Here is an 18,621-nt window from a genome sequence, read left to right as displayed (position 1 = left end):
AAAAAAAAAAACCAAAAAAAAAAAAAAAAAAAAATTTCCCCCCCCCCCCCCCCCGCGTCGAGCTCTCGCAACACCGGCAGGCATTCTTTGGAGAGAGGAATTTCCCATGAAGCGCTCAGCATGGAGTCGGATCCTGGACCTGGGTGGCGCACGCCGCCAGGCGGAACTGAATGGGCAGTTGGCAGCCATCCACAAGTCCCAGGCCGTGATCGAGTTCGATCTGCAAGGCCATGTGCTGGCCGCCAACCAGAACTTCCTGGACACCATGGGCTATGAGGAAGGCGAGGTCATCGGCCAGCACCACCGCATGTTCGTGGACCACCAGATGAGCGAGTCGTCCGAGTACGCCGCGTTCTGGCAGCGCCTGGGCAATGGCATCCACGACGCGGGACGCTACCGCCGCATTGCCAAGGACGGGCGCGATGTCTGGCTGCAGGCCAGCTACAACCCCATCTTCGATCGCCATGGCAGGCCCTTCAAGGTGGTGAAGTACGCCACCGACATCACCGAGCAGCAGCGCCGCAACGCCGACGCCGAAGGCCAGCTGGCCGCCATCTCCAAGGTGCAGGCCATCATCGAGTTCGACCTGCAGGGCAACATCCTGCATGCCAACCGCCTGTTCCTGCAGGCCATGGGCTACACGCTGGATGAGGTCACGGGGCGGCACCACAGCATGTTCGTCCAGCCCCATGAACGCCACAGCCCCGAATACGCGCAGTTCTGGCGCAAGCTGGCCAGCGGCCAGCACGATGCGGGCCAGTACCTGCGCATCGGCAAGCACGGCCGCCAGGTCTGGATCGAGGCCAGCTACAACCCCATCCTCGACGCCGATGGCCGGCCGTTCAAGGTGGTCAAGTACGCCCGCGATATCACGCGCCGCTTCACGGCCGCGCAGACCCTGGGCGAGGCCATGCAGGGCCTGAGCGAAAGCGCCGAGCACGCAGGCCAGGCCAACGAACTGGCCCGCCAGGCCTGCCTGGTGGCAGAGCAGGGCGGACGCACGGTGCACGAGGTCATGGGCACCATGGAGTCCATCAGCGCCAGCTCGCGCAAGATCAGCGACATCATCGGCGTGATGGACGGCATCGCCTTCCAGACCAATATCCTCGCGCTCAACGCTGCCGTGGAGGCGGCCCGCGCAGGCGAGCAGGGCCGGGGCTTTGCCGTGGTGGCAGGCGAGGTACGGGCACTGGCACAGAACAGCGCCGCCGCCGCCAAGGAAATCAAGCAGCTCATCCACACCTCGGTGGAGCAGGTGGCACTGGGCGCCAATCAGGTGCGCCAGGCCGGCGGCACCATGCAGGAGATCGTGGACTCCTCGCACCAGGTCACGGCCATCATGGGCGATGTGGTGCAGGCGTCCATGGCCCAGTCGGCGCGCCTGCGCGAGGTGACGGCCGACCTGACGGCGCAGAGCGCGGCCGTCGCGGATGCATCCAGGGACCAGGCGCAGCGCAAGCCGCTGCCGGCATCCATCGTTCCCGCTGCGCCGCAGATCAAGTCGGCCCCGGCAGCGGCCGTGCTTCCCGTAGGCGCCCAGCGCCTGCCAGGCACCTTGCTGCGCATGGCCTGAGTCCAGACTCAGGCCTGCCGGTCAGGCCAGTTGGCCCTGCACCAGGCGCACCATGCGGTCGCAGCGCGCCGCCAGCTGCTCATCGTGGGTGACCATGACGAAGGCCGTGCCATGGCTGCGCGCCAGCTCCAGCATCAGGCGGAACACGGTGTCGGCCGTGCTGCGGTCCAGGTTGCCGGTGGGCTCGTCGGCCAGCACGCAGGCCGGCTGGGTGACCAGGGCGCGGGCAATGGCCACGCGCTGGCGCTCGCCCCCCGACAGTTCGGCCGGACGGTGCAGCATGCGTTCGCCCAGGCCCACGGCCGCCAGCATGCGTGCGGCGCGCTCCATGCACTCGGCCCTGTCGTCGCGGCGTATGCGCAGCGGCATGGCCACGTTGTCCTGGGCGCTGAATTCGGGCAGCAGATGGTGGAACTGGTAGATGAAGCCCAGGTGCCGGTTGCGCAGCGCGCCCTGCTTCTGGGCGCTGAGTTCATGCAGGGGCTCGCCCTTGAGGGTGACGCTGCCGCTGGTGGGGGCGTCCAGCCCGCCCAGCAGGTGCAGCAGCGTGCTCTTGCCCGAGCCCGAGGCGCCGACAATGGCCAGCGTCTCGCCCGCACGCACCTGCAGATCGACACCTGCCAGCACCTGCACGTTGAGCCGTCCTTCGGCAAAGCGCTTGGTCAGGCCGCGCGCATCCAGGACCACGGCGCCCTGCTGGGACACTTCGAAACCGGGCATCACATTCACTTCATTCATAGCGCAGCGCCTCGGCGGGGTTCACGCGGCTGGCGCGCCAGCTGGGATAGATGGTGGCGACAAAGGCCAGGACCAGGGAGATCACGGCGATGGGCATGATGTCGCTGTACTGCGGATCGCTGGGCATCTTGCTGATCAGGTAGATGTCCTTGGGCAGGAAGTTGGCGTGCAGCAGGCGCTCGATGGCCGGCACGATGACATCGATGTTGAAGGCGATGCCCAGGCCCAGCAGCAGGCCCGCAAAGGTGCCGATGACGCCCACCATGGCGCCCTGCACCATGAAGATTCCCATGATGCTGGAAGGCGAGGCGCCCAGCGTGCGCAGGATGGCGATGTCAGCGCGCTTGTCGGTCACCGTCATCACCAGCGTGGACACGAGGTTGAACGCGGCCACGGCCACGATGAGCGTGAGGATGATGAACATCATGCGTTTTTCCAGCTGCACGGCCGCGAACCAGGTGCGGTTCTGCTGGGTCCAGTCGCGGATCAGCAGGCGGTCGGTGATGGTGTGGGCCAGCTCCATGGCCACGCGCGGCGCCTCGTGCAGGTCCTTGAGTTTCAGGCGGATGCCAGTCGGCCCTTCCAGGCGGAACAGGCGCTGCGCGTCCTCGTAATGCATCATCACCAGGGCCGAGTCGTATTCGTAGTGGCCGGAGTCGAAGGTGCCGACCACATGCATCTGCTTGAGGCGCGGCACCACGCCGGCCGGCGTGACCTGGCCGCCCGGGGCGATCAGCGTGACCATGTCGCCCTGGCGCACGCCCAGCGAGCGCGCCAGCTCCACACCCAGCACCACGTTGAATTCACCGGGCACCAGGTGCTTGAGCACTTCGGCATTGGTGGCGGCCACATCGGTGACCTCGCCCTCGCGCGCCGGATCGATGCCGCGCACCAGGGTGCCCTTCATGTCCTCGCCACGCGCCAGCAGCGCCTGGGCCGCGACGAACGGGGCGGCGCCCAGCACGTCAGGGTTGGCGCGCGCCTCGCGCATGGTGCGCTCCAGATCGGGCAGCGCCGCGCCCTGGGGCGCGAAGATCTCGATGTGCGAGACCACGCTGAGCATGCGGTCGCGCACTTCCTTCTGGAAGCCGTTCATCACGCTGAGCACGATGATCAGCGCCGCCACACCGAGGGCGATGCCCAGCATGGAGACGCCGGAGATGAACGAGATGAAGCCGTTGCGGCGCGTGGCACGCCCCGCCCGGGTATAGCGCCAGCCGACGGCCAGTTCGTAGGGAAATTGCATGGGCATGCATTGTGTCATCGCCCACAGGCCCTGCATGGCGGCAGGCTTTGCCGTCGGCGTGTCAGCGCCGGTGCCGTCCGCGGTCCACACGCGGCAGGGCGTCGTAGCGGCCCTCTGCCTCCAGCGTCAGCGCATGGCGCTGCAGCCTGGCCAGCAAGGTATCGAATTGTGCGAGTTCCTCGTCGCTGAGCACGGACACCAGGTCCAGGTGGATCTGGGCCATGCGCGGCAGGATCAGGCCGTACATGCGCCGCCCCTCGGCCGTCAGCGACACGGCCACGCGGCGGCGGTCGCCGGGCATGGGGCTGCGCTGCACCCAGCCCTTTTCCTCCAGCCCGCTGAGGGCGCGCGAGGTGCGTGCGCGGTCCAGCTGCGCGCGTTCGGCCAGCTCCGACGACAGCAGGCCCTCGTTGGCAGCCACCGTGGCCATCACGCCCCACTCGCGGCGCGTGATGCCGAAATGCGCCTCGCACATGCGCATGGCCACGCCGCCCGCTGCACCGAAGTAGCGGTTGATGCGAAACAGCAGCATCTGCTGGATGGAGGTGGGAGCGGGACGGGTATTCACGGGGAACAGTTGATTAGATCAATTGCTGCGGGGACTTCTACAGTGGCCCCGTCCGGAAAGGAGACAACGGGAGCCACCGTCCGGAGCCGGCCTGGGGATTCTCGCAAAGCCCGGCGCCCCCGCAGCGCAGAAAGTTCGCCACCATGTTTTCCCTGTTCCAAGCCACCCATGCCACCCATGCCTTGCGCAGCCCGCTGCTGCGGGCCGGCCTGGCCCTTCTGCTGGGCCTGGGCTCCGGCGCTGGCGCCCGGGCCGATGCGGCCGCCGATGCTGCAGCCTGGCCCGCCAAACCCGTGCGCATCGTCGTCGCCTTCGCACCCGCCGGCGCTGCCGACATCCTGGCGCGCAGCCTGGGCGAGGTACTGCAGCGTGAACTCAAACAGCCCTTCGTCGTGGACAACCGGCCCGGCGCGGGCGGCAACATCGGCACCGACAACGCGGCCAAGGCGCCCGGCGACGGCTACACGCTGCTGGTCGGCATCGACACGACCTTCACCGTCAATCCCTTCATCTACAAGAGCATGCCCTTCAAGGGCACGGACCTGCGCCCCGTGATGATGATTGCCTCGCAGGGAATGATGGTGGCCGTCAACCCGCGCACCGGCCTCAGGACCCTGGACCAGTTCATCGCCCAGGGCAAGAGAAACGGCCTGACGCTGGGCTCGGCCGGCTACGGCACGCCGGGCCACCTGGCCTCGGCCATCCTGACCCATGCCACGGGTGCCAAGGTCAGCCACGTGCCCTACAAGGGCAACGCCCCGGCCAGCACGGCCGTGCTGGCGGGCGAGGTGGACGGCGGCATCATCAGCTCCTCGGCCATGCTGGGCCAGGTGGCGGCCGGCAAGGTCGTGCCGCTGGCCGTGACCACGCGCCAGCGCAACCCGCTGGTGCCCGGCGTGCCCACCGTGGGCGAGCTGGGCCACAAGGACCTGGAGCAGGGAGTGCTGTTCGCCCTGTGGGTGCCTGCCGCCACGCCCGAGCCCCTGGTCGCAAGAATCCAGTCCGCGCTGGAAAAGGCCATGAAGGATCCGGCCCTGCGCGAGCGCATGCGCGCCAACGACCTGTTCTACGAAGGCCTGACCGGCCCGGCCGCTGCCGAACGCATACAGGCGCTGGCCGACCGCTACCGGACCGTGATCCAGTCCACCGGAATGAAGATGGAATGAGCGCCGCCGCTTCCCGCCCACGACCCTGCACAGAGCGCATTTCCATGTCCCGTCCCAACATCCTCTTCATCGTGGCCGACGACCTCGGCTATGCCGACCTCGGCTGCTACGGCGGCCGCGCGGCCGACTTCGGCCAGGTGTCTCCCGTGCTTGACCGCCTGGCCGCCGGCGGCCTCAGGCTCACCCAGGGCTATGCCAACTCGCCCGTGTGCTCTCCCACGCGCTTTGCCCTGGCCACGGCGCGCTACCAGTACCGCCTGCGCGGTGCAGCCGAGGAGCCCATCAACAGCAAGACACGCGGCACGCCGCTGGGCGAGAAGCTGGGCCTGCTGCCGGACATGCCCACCGTCGCCTCCATGCTCAGGGATGCGGGCTACCGCACGGCGCTGATCGGAAAATGGCACCTGGGCTACCCGCCGCACTTCGGCCCGCTGCGCTCGGGCTACGAGGAATACTTCGGCCCCATGTCGGGCGGCGTGGACTACTTCACCCACCTGAGCAGCTCGGGCCAGCACGACCTGTGGGTGGGCGAGGAGGAACACCATGACGAGGGCTACCTGACCGACCTGCTGTCGCAGCGCAGCGTGGACTTCGTCCACCGCATGGCCCAAGGCGATGCGCCCTTCTTCCTGAGCCTGCACTACACGGCGCCGCACTGGCCCTGGGAAACGCGCGATGACCGCAGCACGGCCGCGGCGCTGGGCGCAGGCATTGCCCACCTGGACGGCGGCAACATCCACCAGTACCGCCGCATGATCCACCACATGGACGAAGGCATAGGCTGGATCGTCGAGGCGCTGCGCGCCAACGGACAGCTGGACAACACCCTCATCGTCTTCACCAGCGACAACGGCGGCGAACGCTTCTCCGACAACTGGCCCCTGGTCGGCGGCAAGATGGACCTGACCGAGGGCGGCATACGTGTGCCCTGGATTGCGCACTGGCCAGCCGTCATCGCACCGGGCCGCAGCAGCCCCCAGCACTGCATGAGCATGGACTGGTCGGCCACGGTGCTGGACGCCGCCGGCGTGCAGGCGCCAGAGGGCCATGCGCTGGACGGCATCTCGCTGCTGCCCGTGCTGCGCGCCGAAGATGCCGAATTCCCGCGCACCCTGCACTGGCGCATGAAGCACCGCGGCCAGCGCGCGCTGCGCGACGGCGACTGGAAGTACCTGCGCATGGACGGCATCGACTACCTGTTCGACCTTGCGGCCGACGAGCGCGAGCGCGCCAACCAGGCAGCGCGCGCGCCCGAGCGTCTGACCGCCATGCGCAGCGCCTGGGAAGACTGGAACCAGGGCATGCCGCCCATCCCCGAGGACGCCACTGTCAGCCTGGTCTCTTCGGCCCGCGACATGCCCCAGCGCTGAACCGCGCTCCAAGGGGAAAAACGAAGGCGCCGGCACTGCGGCACCCCATGCCCGACAATAGCGGCCATGCTTTTGACCGCGCCCCTGGTGTCCTCCACCCAAGCCCCGCTGGAGGAAACGACCGAATGGATCATTCCCTATGCCGGCGGTCCGTCCTCGGATGCAGCGGATGACGCTGCCGTCGCGGCCGTCTGGGGCGGACTGGAGCTGCCCCATCTCCAATCCCTGCTGGCGCTGATGCAGCCCGCGCCCGCACAGACCGGCACGGAGATGGATTTTTCTCCCCCCCACGAACGCGCCCTGGCGCGCTCGCTGGGCCTGCCCGATGTGCCGGGCCTGATTGCCTGGGCCGCCTGGCAGGCCGGTGAGACGGCGCAGGCCTGCGCCTATGTCACGCCCTGCCACTGGCACATAGGCGCAGACCAGGTGCACCAGAGCGATCCCGCCACCACACCCCTCAGCGATGATGAATCCCGCCAGCTGCTGGCCCTGCTGGCGCCCTGGTTCGCTGACGACGGCATCGTGCTGGAGTACCAGCAGCCGCAGCGCTGGCTGGCGCGCGGTGCGCTGTTCGATGACCTGGCCACGGCCTCCATGGACCGCGTCATCGGCCGCGACGTGCGGCCCTGGCTGCCCGATGCGCAGCAGGCGCGCGCCCTGCACCGCCTGCAAAGCGAGGTGCAGATGCTGCTCTACACCCATGTCTTCAACGATGCCCGCGCCGCGCGCGGCCAGGTGCCCATCAACGCCTTCTGGGTCCACGGCGCCGGGCGCCTGCAGCCCGGCACGGCCACCGGCGTCAAGGCCGCCGTGCAATGCCTGGACGACCTTCACGCCGCAGCCCTGCAGGGCAACCCCGCTGCGTGGCGCGAGGCCTGGAAGGCGCTGGACGCCGGGCTCATCGCCCGCCTGCTGGAGCGCGTGCGCGCAGGCCACCCGCTCACGCTGACGCTGTGCGGCGAACGCCATGCCATCGCATGGAGCAGCCGCCCGCCGCGCTGGCTGGACAGGCTGACGGGCCTTTTCGGCCCCCGCGCCCTACCCGACCTGGGCCGCATGCTCTGACACATTGCCCATGAAAATCATCCCCCGCGAGATCCCTGCGCAGCAGGCCTCGGCACTGCGCCAGGCCGGCGTCCACCCGCTGCTGGCCCAGCTCTACGCCGCACGCGGCGTGTGCTCCGCCGACGAGCTGGACGACACGCCTGCACGCCTGCTGGCCCCCTCCGGCCTGCTGGGCATGGAGGCCGCCGTGCGGCTGCTGGCCGATGCCATAGAGCGCGGCCTGCGCCTGTGCATCGTGGCCGACTACGACTGCGACGGCGCCACCGCCTGCGCCGTGGGCTGGCGCGGCCTGCGCATGCTGGGCGCGACCGAGGTCAGCTACCTGGTGCCCGACCGCGTGGTGGACGGCTACGGCCTGACGCCGCCCATCGCACGCCGCGTCAAGGAAACCGGCGCCGAGGTGATGGTCACCGTGGACAACGGCATTGCCAGCGTCGAAGGCGTGGCCGAAGCCAAGGCCCTGGGACTGCAGGTGGTCGTCACCGACCACCACCTGCCCGGCAACCACCTGCCGCTGGCCGATGCCATCGTCAACCCCAACCAGCCCGGCTGCAGCTTCGAGAGCAAGTCCATGGCCGGCGTCGGCGTGATGTTCTACGTGCTGCTGGCCCTGCGTGCCGAGCTGCGCGCGCGCGGCCGCTTCGACAAGGCCAGCCAGCCCCGGCTGGAGGCCCTGCTGCCCCTGGTCGCCCTGGGCACGGTGGCCGACGTGGTCCGGCTGGACGCCAACAACCGCCGTCTGGTCGCCCTGGGCCTGAAGCAGATCCGCCGTGGCCAGATGCAGCCGGGCCTGCTGGCCCTGTTCGAAGCCGCTGGCCGCAAGGCCTTTGCGGCCACCACGTTCGACTTCGGCTTTGCCCTGGGCCCGCGCATCAATGCCGCAGGCCGGCTGTCCGACATGACCATCGGCATCGAGTGCCTGACCACGGACGATGCGGGTCGCGCCGCCAACCTGGCGCAGATGCTGGACGCCATCAACCGCGAACGCCGCGAACTGGAAGGCGGCATGCGCGAGCAGGCCCTGCTCATGGCCGAAGGCCTATGCGAGGACGGCATGACGCCGCCGGCCGCCATCAGCGTGTTCGACCCCGACTTCCACGAGGGTGTGGTCGGCATCGTGGCCTCGCGCATCAAGGACCGCATGCACCGGCCCAGCTTCGTCTTCGCCGCCAGCGGCGCGCCGGGGCACGAGCATGAACTCAAGGGCTCGGGCCGCTCCATTCCCGGCTTTCACCTGCGCGACGCGCTGGACCTCGTATCCAAGCGCCACCCCGGCCTGCTGCTGCGCTTTGGCGGCCACGCCATGGCGGCCGGCTGCACCATTGCCGAGGCCGGTTTCGCGGTGTTCGAGAAGGCCCTGGCGCAGGTGGCACAGGAATGGCTGGACGCGGCCACGCTGACGCGCCGCATAGAGACCGACGGACCGCTGGACCCGGATTTCCGCAAGCCCGAAATGGTCGAGCAGCTCAATCTCGCGGTCTGGGGCCAGGGCTTTGCCCCGCCCACCTTCAGCGAGCAACTGGAAGTGCTGTCACAGCGCCTGGTCGGTGAAAAGCACCTGAAACTGCAATTGCGCCATCAGGGCGAAACCGTGGACGGAATCTGGTTCGGCCATACCGACCCGCTGCCGCCATCGGCCTGCATTGCCTTTCGCATGGACATCAATGAATGGCGCGGAGAGCGCAAGGTGCAATTCCTGATCGAGGGAGTGCATTCGGACGCGTCCTAGAGACCCGGGGCGCCATTCACGGTGCCCCTCGGTTAATATCCCCGGTTTTTGCAACAAATTATTGCAAATTCATTCCAAGAAAACCGGGGAAATACTCATGACCTCTCGCCTGTGGCCTTGCACGGCCATTGCCATCACCCTGGCCGCCGGCCTTTCCGGCTGCGCCACCACCGAGCAATCGCGCACGCTTGAAACGGCCAAACCCGCTTCTGCATCCAGCGTCTATCAAGGCCCGCGCAGCCCCATTTCCGTGGGCAAATTCGACAACCGCTCCAGCTTTCAGCGCGGCATTTTCTCGGACGGCGTCGATCGTCTCGGTGGCCAGGCCAGAACCATCTTGGTAACCCATCTGCAGCAAAGCGGCCGATTCAGCGTGCTGGACCGCGACAACATGTCCGAGACCCGCCAGGAAGCGGGCTTCAACAAGCAGGAGCAGTCGATCAAGGGCGCCACCTACGTCGTGACCGGCGACGTGAGCGAGTTCGGCCGCAAGGTGCTCGGGGACCGCCAGTTCTTCGGCGTGCTCGGCCGTGGCAAGGAGCAGGTGGCCTATGCCAAGGTCAGCCTGAACATCGTCCGGGTACAGACCTCCGAAGTCGTCTATTCGGTACAGGGTGCCGGCGAATACAGCCTGTCGAACCGCGAAATCGTGGGATTCGGCAGCACGGCCGGCTATGACTCCACACTCAACGGCAAGGTACTGGATCTGGCCATCCGCGAAGCCGTGGACAAGCTGGCAGCCGGCATTGACAGCGGCGCATGGAAGCCCGCGCAATGAAACGCCCCATCCATTCGGCAGCGGCCCTGGCCGCGCTGGCCATCTGCGCCACTTTGGCCGGCTGCGCTGCGCCGCGCCAGCCGCTGTATGCCTGGAATGACTACCAGCCCCAGGTCTACCAATACCTCAAGGATGACGGCAGTACCGGCGCCGAGGACCAATTGCTCAAGCTGGAAGAAGCCCGCCTGAAGGTGCAGGCCGAGGGAAAGGCGCTGCCGCCCGGCTACCGCGCCCATATGGCCATGCTCTATTCCCGAACCGGCAACAACGAAAAGACGGTGGAGCAATTGGCCGAGGAAAAACAGCATTTCCCCGAGTCCGCCACCTTCATGGACACGCTGCTGCAAACCTTCACGGCCCGCAAGAATTGACATGCGCCTGACCGATCACATCAAGACCCTGGCACTTGCCATGACCGTGGCGCTGACCGGGTGCGCCACCACAGCGCCCTACGACTATGCGGCGCTGCGGGCATCCAAGCCTGCCTCCATCCTGGTCATGCCTGCGCTGAACCAGTCCCCGGAAGTGAATGCACCGGCGGGCGTGCTGTCCCAGATCACGCTGCCGCTGGCTGAGGCCGGCTACTACGTTCTGCCCGTGGCTGTCACCGAGGAAATGTTCCGCCAGAACGGCATCGTCAGCGCCGACGACGCCCAGGAACTGCCCGTGGCCAAGCTCAGGGAGATCTTTGGCGCCGATGCGGCCCTGTACCTGAACATCCGCAATTACGGCACCAGCTATGCGGTGATCAGCAGCGCCTCCGTGGTCACGCTGGAGGCCAAGCTGGTGGACCTGCGCACCGGCACCCAGCTGTGGGATGGCAGTGCCACGGCCTCCAGCGCCGAAGGACAAAGCTCCGGCGGCGGACTGGTCGGCATCCTGGTGACGGCACTGCTCAACCAGATCCTGGACACCATGAACGACCGCAGCGTGCAGATCGCCTCCATCGCCAACCAGCGCCTGCTGTCGCCCATGGCGCAGCGGGGACTGCTGCCAGGCCCGCGCTCGCCCGACTACGGCAAGCCGCGCAACTGACGAAGGCCTGCAGGCCGGCGCTGACTTGCACGCCGGCCTGCATCCCCGCTCCTCCCGGTCAGAAGGTCTCCCAGTCGTCGTCCGCCCCGGTCTTGGCCGCTGTCCTGGCGGGGGCTTTCGCCACGGGCTGCTGGATCTTCTGGGGCGCCAGTGCATTGCGCACGGCGGGCGCTGGACGTACGGGTGCCGCAGGCGCAGGGCGCACCGCAGCAGTTGCACCGGTTGCACCGATAGATGCCGACCGGCGTGCCGCTGCGGTGGCCGGCACGTGTGCCCTGGCCGGCGCCAGTGCGCTGCCCTCCTGCCCCAGCTTGAACACCGCCACCACCTCGGACAGGCGCCGCGCCTGGTCCTGCATGGCCAGCGCAGCCGCGCTGGATTCCTCGACCAGGGCCGCGTTCTGCTGGGTCATCTGGTCGAGCTGGGTCACGGCCTGGTTGACCTGGCCGATGCCGTCGCGCTGCTCGGTGGACGAGGCCGTGATCTCGCCGATGAGGTCGCTGACGCGGCGCACGCTGGAGACGATTTCCTCCATGGAACGCCCCGCCTGCTCCACCTGCTTCGAGCCCGACTGCACGTTGTCCACGCTGGTGGTGATCAGCAGCTTGATTTCCTTGGCGGCCTCGGCGCTGCGCTGGGCCAGTGAGCGCACCTCGCCCGCCACCACGGCAAAGCCCCGGCCCTGCTCGCCTGCGCGGGCCGCTTCCACGGCGGCGTTCAGCGCCAGGATATTGGTCTGGAAGGCAATGCCGTCGATCACGCCGATGATGTCGGCGATCTTGCGGCTGCTGTCCGTGATCTGCTGCATGCTGGTGACCACCTGGGCCACCACGGCACCGCCCTGCTCGGCCGCCTGCGCGGCCGTGGCCGCCAGCTGGTTGGCCTGGCGCGCCGTGTCGGCCGACTGGGTGACGGTGGCCGTCAGCTCTTCCATGCTGGCCGCCGTCTCCTCCAGGTTGGCCGCTGTCTGCTCGGTGCGCGAGGACAGGTCCTGGTTGCCGCTGGCGATCTGGTTGGAGGCCGTGGACACGGACTCCACGCCAGAGCGCACTTCGCCCACCACGCCACGCAGCCGCTGCGCCATGCCGTTGAGTGCGCCCAGCAGATGGCCCAGCTCATCGCCCCGGTTGCTTTGCACCGAGCCCGTGAGGTCGCCTGCGGCAATGCCGTCGGCCAGGGCCACGGCCTGGTCCAGCGGCCGCGTGATCGACCGCATGATGGCCACCCCCATGAACAGGCCCAGGGCCACGATGACCGCACTGGCCAGCGCACCGATCCAGTACGCCTGGCGCCGATGGGCCACGCCTTCCTCGCGCCCCAGCTCGCTTTGGCGCTCCAGTTGCTGCACGAAGGCTTCCTGCGCGCTGTTGTAGCGCTCGGCGGCCGGGCGCAGCTGCTTTTCAACGATGTCGAACGTGGTGGCGAAATCGCTGGCCTTGCGCGCCTCCTGGGCCGCCGAGTTGGCCTTGAGCGTCTCGCGGCGCTCGGCCGCCACGGCGTCCAGCGCCTGCTTGGACTGCGTGCCCAGCTGCAGGTCGCCCACCTGCTTTTGCAGCACATTGATGCGCTCTATGCCCTTGCTCATCAACGCGCGCTGCTGCGCGGCCAGCGTCTCGTCGGGCGACATGGCCGCGACGATGGAGCGCTCCACGCTCATCTGCGTCAGATGCCGCCACTCGCGCGCCAGCGTGGCGCCGCTTTGCGCGGTCATCACAGCGGTGTTGATCTTCTCGTTGACCCCGTGCAGATAGACCAGGATGCCGCCGTTGACCACCAGCATGCTCACCAGCAGTCCCAGCACCAGGGCCCACAGCTTCTGGGCGACCGTGATTTGATTCAGATTCATGGAAAAACCGATCTTTTTTATAACAATGCCGGAGCCAGGCCATGGCGCCCCTGCCGCCCATCGCTCCGGAAACCATTCTTGTCCACCCTTGACGGCGCCTGGCTGATCATCGTCATGCATCCGTCACTATTGAGGCCTGTTAACCCGCACTCAGGGAAGTCCCCCAGCCGCACTACCCGGCTCGGAAAAGCACCGACACCTACAATGGACCGGTGCCCAAGTCCTATCTGAACGCCGATCTGCATAGCCACTCCGTGGTCTCGGATGGAACGCTGACGCCGGAGCAACTGGCCGAACGCGCCGCCTCCCGGGGCGTGCAGCTGTGGGCGCTGACCGACCATGACGAAGTCGGCGGCCAGCACCGCGCCGCCGCCGCCGCGCGCGCCTGCGGCATGGACTACCTGACGGGCGCCGAGATCTCGGTGAGCTTTGCAGGTGCCACCGTGCACATCGTGGGACTGGGCTTTGACGCGGACGACCCCGCCCTGCTCGAAGGGCTGCACGCCACGCGCGACGGGCGCGGCCCACGCGCCCGCGAGATGGCCCGCCAGCTGGAGCTGGCCGGCATCGAAGGCAGCTACGAAGGCGCGCTGCGCTTCGCCGGCAATCCCGGCCTGATCTCACGCACCCATTTCGCACGCTTTCTCGTGGAATCCGGCCGCTGCCGCGACACGGGCGAGGTGTTCCGCCACTACCTGACCGAAGGCCATCCCGGCTACGTGCCCCACACCTGGGCCCGCCTGGCCGATGCCGTGCGCTGGATCACGCAGGCCGGCGGTGTGGCGGTGATCGCCCATCCGGCCCGCTACGCGCTCACCGCCAACGAGGAATACGCGCTGTTTTCCGAGTTCAAGGCCCATGGCGGCCAGGGCGTCGAGGTCGTCACCGGCAGCCACCGGCCCAGCGAATACACCATCTATGCCGACATGGCGCGCGAATTCGGCCTGGCCGCATCGCGCGGCAGCGACTTCCACAGCCCCGAGGAATCGCACACCGATCTGGGCGACCTGCCCTACCTGCCGGGCCAGCTGACGCCGGTATGGGAACTGCTGAGCGAGCGCATACAGCTGGCCTGAGCTCCTCCCGCCAACAACGCACACCATGGTCCTACGCTTCGAAGCCCATCCCGACAATCCCCAGCCCCGTCTCATCAAGCAGGCCGCCGACATGCTGCGCCAGGGCGCCATCCTGGCCATTCCCACGGACTCCAGCTACGCGCTGGTCTGCCACCTGGACGACCGCCCTGCGGTGGAACGGCTTCGTCGCATCCGGCAGATCAACGACAAGCACCATCTCACGCTGCTGTGCCGCGACCTGTCGGAGCTGTCCAGCTATGCGCGCGTGGACAACCGCCAGTACCGCCTGCTCAAGCTGGCCACGCCGGGGCCGTACACCTTCATCCTGGAAGCCTCCAAGGAAGTGCCCAAGCGCCTGAGCCATCCCTCGCGCAAGACCATCGGCCTGCGCGTGCCGGACCGCAAGGGCACGCAGCTGCTGCTGGAGCAACTGGGCGAGCCGCTGATCGCCACCACGCTGATCCCGCCGGGCGAGACCGAGGCCCTGCACGACGCGGACGCCATCCTGGAGCGCTTCCCCCACGAGCTTGACGCCATCGTCGATGCAGGCGCCTGCCCTTCGGAGCCGACCACCGTGATCGACCTGGTTCCCATGGCCCTGGGCAATCCGCCGACCGTGGTGCGCCAGGGAAGGGGCAGCCTGGACGCCCTGGGCCTTGAGATGGCCTGACGAAGATGGCCCGAGCAGGGGCCATGCTCCGCACCGCATGAACGACAAACGCCGGGCAAGCCCGGCGTTTGTGTTGTGAAGGGACGCTGACGAGAAAGATGCAGATCAGTGCTGGGCCAATTCCAGCGACTGCAGCGGCCGGGCCGCAGGAGTCGGCGCACGCTGCTGTGGCCTTGGCGAACTTGGTGACCTTGGCGAACTTGCTGCGGGCGCCACGGCAACGGACGGGGCCAGCGCGGGCCTGGCCTGCGCTGCCGAGAACACCGCACCCGCCGCAGACTCTGGCTCGTCATCGAGCTTGAAGGCGCCCACCGCCTGCTCCAGATCCTGGGCGCGCTCGCTCAACGCCGAGGCCGCGCGCGAGGCCTGCTGCACCAAGGCTGCGTTCTCCTGGGTGGCGCTGTCCATGTGGCCCACGGCGGCGTTGACCTGGGCGATGCCCTCGCTTTGCTCGCGCAGCGCCTGCGACATTTCGCCCAGCAGGCCCGATACCTGGCCCACGGCGCCCACGATTTCCTGCATGGTGGCGCCCGCCTGGTTGACCAGGCCGGCTCCGCTTTCCACCTGGCGCACGCTGGTGGTGATCAGTTCCTTGATCTGCTTGGCGGCCTCGGCCGAGCGCCCGGCCAGGCTGCGCACCTCGCTGGCCACGACGGCAAAGCCCCGGCCCTGCTCGCCCGCACGCGCCGCCTCCACGGCCGCGTTGAGCGCCAGGATATTGGTCTGGAAGGCGATGCCTTCGATGACCTGGATGATGTCCACGATCTTGCGCGAGCTGCCGCTGATGGCCTCCATGGTCTGCACCACCTCGCTCACAACGGCCCCGCCGCGCTTGGCGGTGGACGAGGCATCCACGGCCAGGCCGCTGGCCGAATGCGCGCGGTCGGCGTTCTGGCGCACGGTGGCGGTGAGCTGCTCCATGCTGGCCGCCGTCTGGGCCAGCGCCGAGACCTGGGCCTCGGTGCGGCGCGACAGGTCGGAGTTGCCGGCGTCGATCTCGCCGGCCGACAGGCCGATGGAATCCGTGGACTGCTTGATGCGGCCAACCAGCTCGGTCAGCGTGTCCTCCATGGTGCCCAGCGCGCCCAGCAGGCGGCCGAAGTCGCCCTGCAGCTCGGTCGAGAACTCCTGGCTCAAATCACCGGCCGCCACGGTCTCGGCAATCAGGATGGCCTGGCCCAGCGGCTGCACGATTCCCCGCCGCAGGCTGAACCAGGCCACCAGGGCCAGCACGCAAACGGCAGCCCCCAGCCCCAGCACCCACCAGCGCGTGTGCACCAGCGCCTGCTCGGCCACCGTGGTCGCCCCCCCGGCCGCCAGCGCCTGTTCGGCCTGCCCCAGTGAAAACACCGTGACCGCCATCATCGTGAAGACCAGCAGATTGATACCGCCGAACGCAATCACCAACCGCCAGCCTATCGGCAGCCTGCCCAAGCCCAGTACGCCCACGTGCCACCTCTTGTACATATGGCCCGAGGGCCTTGGTGAAAAACCTGTTGAGGGAACCATCTCATCGGTGTTTCATTTTGCAACACAGAATGGGGCATTGCCAATCTGCGGGAAACCACCATATCCACGCGGCCAGAGCGCAGCGCACGGGCTCTGGCGGCTGCCAGCGGCAAGGGTGGCCAGCGTCTGAGACAATGCCCGCCGTGGACATCGCCAACCTCATCCAGACCGTACTCATCTATGCCCTGCCCGTGCTCTTCGCGATCACGGTGCACGAGGCAGCCCACGGCTATGCCGCGCGCCACTTCGGCGACAACACGGCCGCCATGATGGGACGCATCACGCTCAACCCCATCAAGCACATCGACCCCATCGGCACCATCCTGATGCCGCTGCTGCTGTACTTCGCCACCTCGGGCGCCTTTCTGTTCGGCTACGCCAAGCCCGTGCCCGTGCGCTTCGACCAGTTGCGCAACCCCAAGCGCGACATGATCTGGGTGGCCCTGGCAGGCCCGGCCTCCAATTTCGTGCAGGCCCTGCTATGGGGCGTGCTGCTGGTGGTTCTGGTGGGATCGAGCGTGGGCGAGCGCTTCTTCATAGAAATGTGCCGCGCCGGCATCCTGGTCAATCTGGTGATGTGGGCCTTCAACCTGTTTCCGCTGCCGCCGCTGGACGGTGGCCGCATCCTGGTCGGCCTGCTGCCCTGGCGTCAGGCGCAGTGGGTGGCGCGCATCGAGCCCTGGGGCTTTTTCATCGTCATGGGCCTGGTCATTGCCGGCGTGGTCGGCAGCCTGTGGCTGCGCCCGCTGATGGACCTGGGCTACGCCGTGATCGACTTCGCGCTGACCCCGCTGATCGCGCTGCTGCGCTGAACGCGCTGCAGAACGGCCCACCGGCTGTCTCTGCGGCTCCCTGTTTTTCTCTCTTGCCTGTCGAAGCCTCCCGTCATGAGCACCATCCGTTTCCTCACCGGCATCACTCCCAGCGGAACCCCGCACCTCGGCAACTATGCCGGCATGCTGCGCCCGGCCATCGCGGCCAGCCGCTCGCGCGAGGTCGAGAACTTCTACTTCCTGGCCGACTACCACGCCCTGATCAAATGCCAGGACCCGGCACGCGTGCAGCGCTCCACCATCGAGATCGCGGCCAGCTGGCTGGCGGCCGGGCTGGACCCCGAGCATGTGACCTTCTACCGCCAGTCCGACATTCCCGAGATCCCCGAGCTGTGCTGGCTGCTGACCTGCGTGACCGGCAAGGGCCTGCTCAACCGTGCCCACGCCTACAAGGCGGCCGTGGACAAGAACCACGCGGACGGCACCGAGACCGATGACGGCGTGACCGCCGGCCTGTTCATGTACCCCGTGCTCATGGCGGCCGACATCCTCGCCTTCAATGCGCACAAGGTGCCTGTGGGCCGCGACCAAGTCCAGCACATCGAGATGGCGCGCGACATGGCCTCCAGCTTCAACCACATCTACGGCGGCGAGTTCTTCACGCTGCCCGAGGCGCAGGTCGAGGAGAATGTGGCCACGCTGCCCGGCCTGGATGGCCGCAAGATGAGCAAGAGCTACAACAACACCATCCCGCTGTTCTCCTCGCGCGAGCAGCTGCGCAAGCTCATCGGCAGCATCACCACCGACTCGCGCACGCCCGGCGAGCCCAAGGAAGTCGAGGGCTCGGCCCTGTTCCAGATCTACCAGGGCTTTGCCACCGAAGAGGAAACCGAGGCACTGCGCCGCCAGTACGCCGAAGGCATTGCCTGGGGCGACGCCAAGCAGCAGCTGTTCGAGCGCATCGACCGCGAGCTGGCCCCCATGCGCGAGCGCTACGAGCACCTGGTGGCCCACCCTGCCGAGCTGGAGGACATCCTGCAGGCCGGCGCCGCCAAGGCCCGCCGCGAGACCCTGCCCCTGATCCGCGAACTGCGCTCGGCCGTCGGCCTGCGCAGCCTGGCACAGGCGCCCGTGGCCGCCAAGGCCAAGGCCGCCAGGCAGGCCCTGCCCCAGTTCAAGCAATACCGCGAAGCCGACGGCAAGTTCTACTTCAAGCTCGTCGCCGCCGACGGCCAGCTGCTGCTGCAAAGCCTGGGCTTCGACGCCCCCAAGGAAGCCGGCCAGGCCATTGGCCAGCTCCAAAAGGAAGGCGAGGCGGCCCTGTCCGCACTGCAGCCCCGGCTGCAGCCCGCAGACCCCCAGTTGGTGCTGGCCGCCCTGCAGCAACTGCGCGATGCCGCAGAGTAAGGGTAAGCTTCGCTTGAGAAACCGCCTATTTGCGGGCAGTCTTGCCCGCGGGCTCGGCGCCGGGATTGCGGC

The 18,621-nt window shown here is 68.0% G+C and carries 17 protein-coding genes; 12 read left to right on the top strand and 5 right to left on the bottom strand.

Annotation, left to right across the window (positions count from 1 at the left end; translation table 11 throughout):
• Positions 1-106 precede the first annotated feature (106 nt).
• The gene (locus KDK82_RS01945) at positions 107-1,573 is read left to right on the top strand and encodes a methyl-accepting chemotaxis protein (protein WP_088163908.1); all 1,467 of its coding nucleotides are present in this window, start codon (positions 107-109) and stop codon (positions 1,571-1,573) included.
• Positions 1,574-1,594: 21 nt separating this feature from the next.
• On the opposite strand, the gene lolD is transcribed toward KDK82_RS01945, so the two are convergent.
• From lolD to KDK82_RS01930, 3 genes are all read right to left on the bottom strand, one after another.
• Positions 1,595-2,311 carry a lipoprotein-releasing ABC transporter ATP-binding protein LolD gene (lolD, locus tag KDK82_RS01940; protein ID WP_013800885.1) on the bottom strand — a complete coding sequence of 239 codons (717 nt, stop codon included), beginning with the start codon at positions 2,309-2,311 and terminating at the stop codon, positions 1,595-1,597.
• On the bottom strand, positions 2,304-3,557 hold the full coding sequence (locus tag KDK82_RS01935) for a lipoprotein-releasing ABC transporter permease subunit (protein ID WP_088165413.1): 1,254 nt from the start codon (positions 3,555-3,557) through the stop codon (positions 2,304-2,306). The genes lolD and KDK82_RS01935 overlap by 8 nt, the downstream gene beginning before the upstream one ends.
• A gap of 61 nt (positions 3,558-3,618) precedes the next feature.
• Positions 3,619-4,089, bottom strand: coding sequence for a MarR family winged helix-turn-helix transcriptional regulator (locus KDK82_RS01930; RefSeq protein ID WP_034396824.1), 471 nt, complete (start codon positions 4,087-4,089; stop codon positions 3,619-3,621).
• Positions 4,090-4,268: 179 nt separating this feature from the next.
• Here KDK82_RS01930 and KDK82_RS01925 point away from each other — a divergent pair, with 179 nt between their 5' ends.
• From KDK82_RS01925 to KDK82_RS01895, 7 genes are all read left to right on the top strand, one after another.
• Entirely contained in the window at positions 4,269-5,291 is a 1,023-nt protein-coding gene (locus KDK82_RS01925) for a tripartite tricarboxylate transporter substrate binding protein (protein ID WP_088163907.1), read from the top strand.
• 44 nt (positions 5,292-5,335) lie between these two features.
• On the top strand, positions 5,336-6,661 hold the full coding sequence (locus KDK82_RS01920) for a sulfatase (RefSeq protein ID WP_088163906.1): 1,326 nt from the start codon (positions 5,336-5,338) through the stop codon (positions 6,659-6,661).
• Between the two features lie 66 nt (positions 6,662-6,727).
• Positions 6,728-7,726: a phosphoglycerate mutase gene (locus KDK82_RS01915; protein ID WP_088163905.1), complete on the top strand. Its 999-nt coding sequence runs from the start codon at positions 6,728-6,730 to the stop codon at positions 7,724-7,726.
• Positions 7,727-7,736: 10 nt separating this feature from the next.
• Entirely contained in the window at positions 7,737-9,455 is a 1,719-nt protein-coding gene (gene recJ, locus KDK82_RS01910; RefSeq protein ID WP_043825009.1) for a single-stranded-DNA-specific exonuclease RecJ, read from the top strand.
• Positions 9,456-9,552: 97 nt separating this feature from the next.
• Positions 9,553-10,233: a CsgG/HfaB family protein gene (locus KDK82_RS01905; RefSeq protein ID WP_088163904.1), complete on the top strand. Its 681-nt coding sequence runs from the start codon at positions 9,553-9,555 to the stop codon at positions 10,231-10,233.
• Entirely contained in the window at positions 10,230-10,604 is a 375-nt protein-coding gene (locus KDK82_RS01900; RefSeq protein WP_034396835.1) for a DUF4810 domain-containing protein, read from the top strand. Before KDK82_RS01905 ends, KDK82_RS01900 begins: the two co-directional genes overlap by 4 nt.
• A 1-nt stretch (position 10,605) precedes the next feature.
• Complete coding sequence (locus KDK82_RS01895; RefSeq protein WP_088163903.1) at positions 10,606-11,268, top strand: DUF799 domain-containing protein; 663 nt, start codon at positions 10,606-10,608, stop codon at positions 11,266-11,268.
• A gap of 58 nt (positions 11,269-11,326) precedes the next feature.
• Here the strand turns inward: KDK82_RS01895 and KDK82_RS01890 are convergent, their stop codons facing one another.
• Positions 11,327-13,114 carry a methyl-accepting chemotaxis protein gene (locus tag KDK82_RS01890; protein ID WP_088163902.1) on the bottom strand — a complete coding sequence of 596 codons (1,788 nt, stop codon included), beginning with the start codon at positions 13,112-13,114 and terminating at the stop codon, positions 11,327-11,329.
• A gap of 212 nt (positions 13,115-13,326) precedes the next feature.
• Here KDK82_RS01890 and KDK82_RS01885 point away from each other — a divergent pair, with 212 nt between their 5' ends.
• Both KDK82_RS01885 and KDK82_RS01880 read left to right on the top strand, forming a co-directional pair.
• Positions 13,327-14,190 (top strand): 3',5'-nucleoside bisphosphate phosphatase, encoded by an 864-nt coding sequence (locus KDK82_RS01885; protein WP_013800875.1) that lies wholly within the window; start codon positions 13,327-13,329, stop codon positions 14,188-14,190.
• Between the two features lie 25 nt (positions 14,191-14,215).
• Positions 14,216-14,860: an L-threonylcarbamoyladenylate synthase gene (locus KDK82_RS01880; protein ID WP_012207210.1), complete on the top strand. Its 645-nt coding sequence runs from the start codon at positions 14,216-14,218 to the stop codon at positions 14,858-14,860.
• A 105-nt stretch (positions 14,861-14,965) separates the two neighbouring features.
• On the opposite strand, the gene KDK82_RS01875 is transcribed toward KDK82_RS01880, so the two are convergent.
• Complete coding sequence (locus tag KDK82_RS01875) at positions 14,966-16,327, bottom strand: methyl-accepting chemotaxis protein (protein WP_088163901.1); 1,362 nt, start codon at positions 16,325-16,327, stop codon at positions 14,966-14,968.
• Between the two features lie 185 nt (positions 16,328-16,512).
• Here KDK82_RS01875 and KDK82_RS01870 point away from each other — a divergent pair, with 185 nt between their 5' ends.
• Positions 16,513-17,181 carry a site-2 protease family protein gene (locus KDK82_RS01870; RefSeq protein ID WP_174549355.1) on the top strand — a complete coding sequence of 223 codons (669 nt, stop codon included), beginning with the start codon at positions 16,513-16,515 and terminating at the stop codon, positions 17,179-17,181.
• 75 nt (positions 17,182-17,256) lie between these two features.
• Positions 17,257-18,549 carry a tryptophan--tRNA ligase gene (locus KDK82_RS01865; protein WP_088163900.1) on the top strand — a complete coding sequence of 431 codons (1,293 nt, stop codon included), beginning with the start codon at positions 17,257-17,259 and terminating at the stop codon, positions 18,547-18,549.
• Positions 18,550-18,621: the final 72 nt, after the last annotated feature.

It is taken from the genome of Delftia sp. K82 (assembly GCF_002193035.1).
Taxonomy (GTDB): domain Bacteria; phylum Pseudomonadota; class Gammaproteobacteria; order Burkholderiales; family Burkholderiaceae_C; genus Comamonas; species Comamonas acidovorans.
Note: the sequence above shows the minus strand (reverse complement) of the source record. Positions and strands in the feature narration are given on the sequence as shown.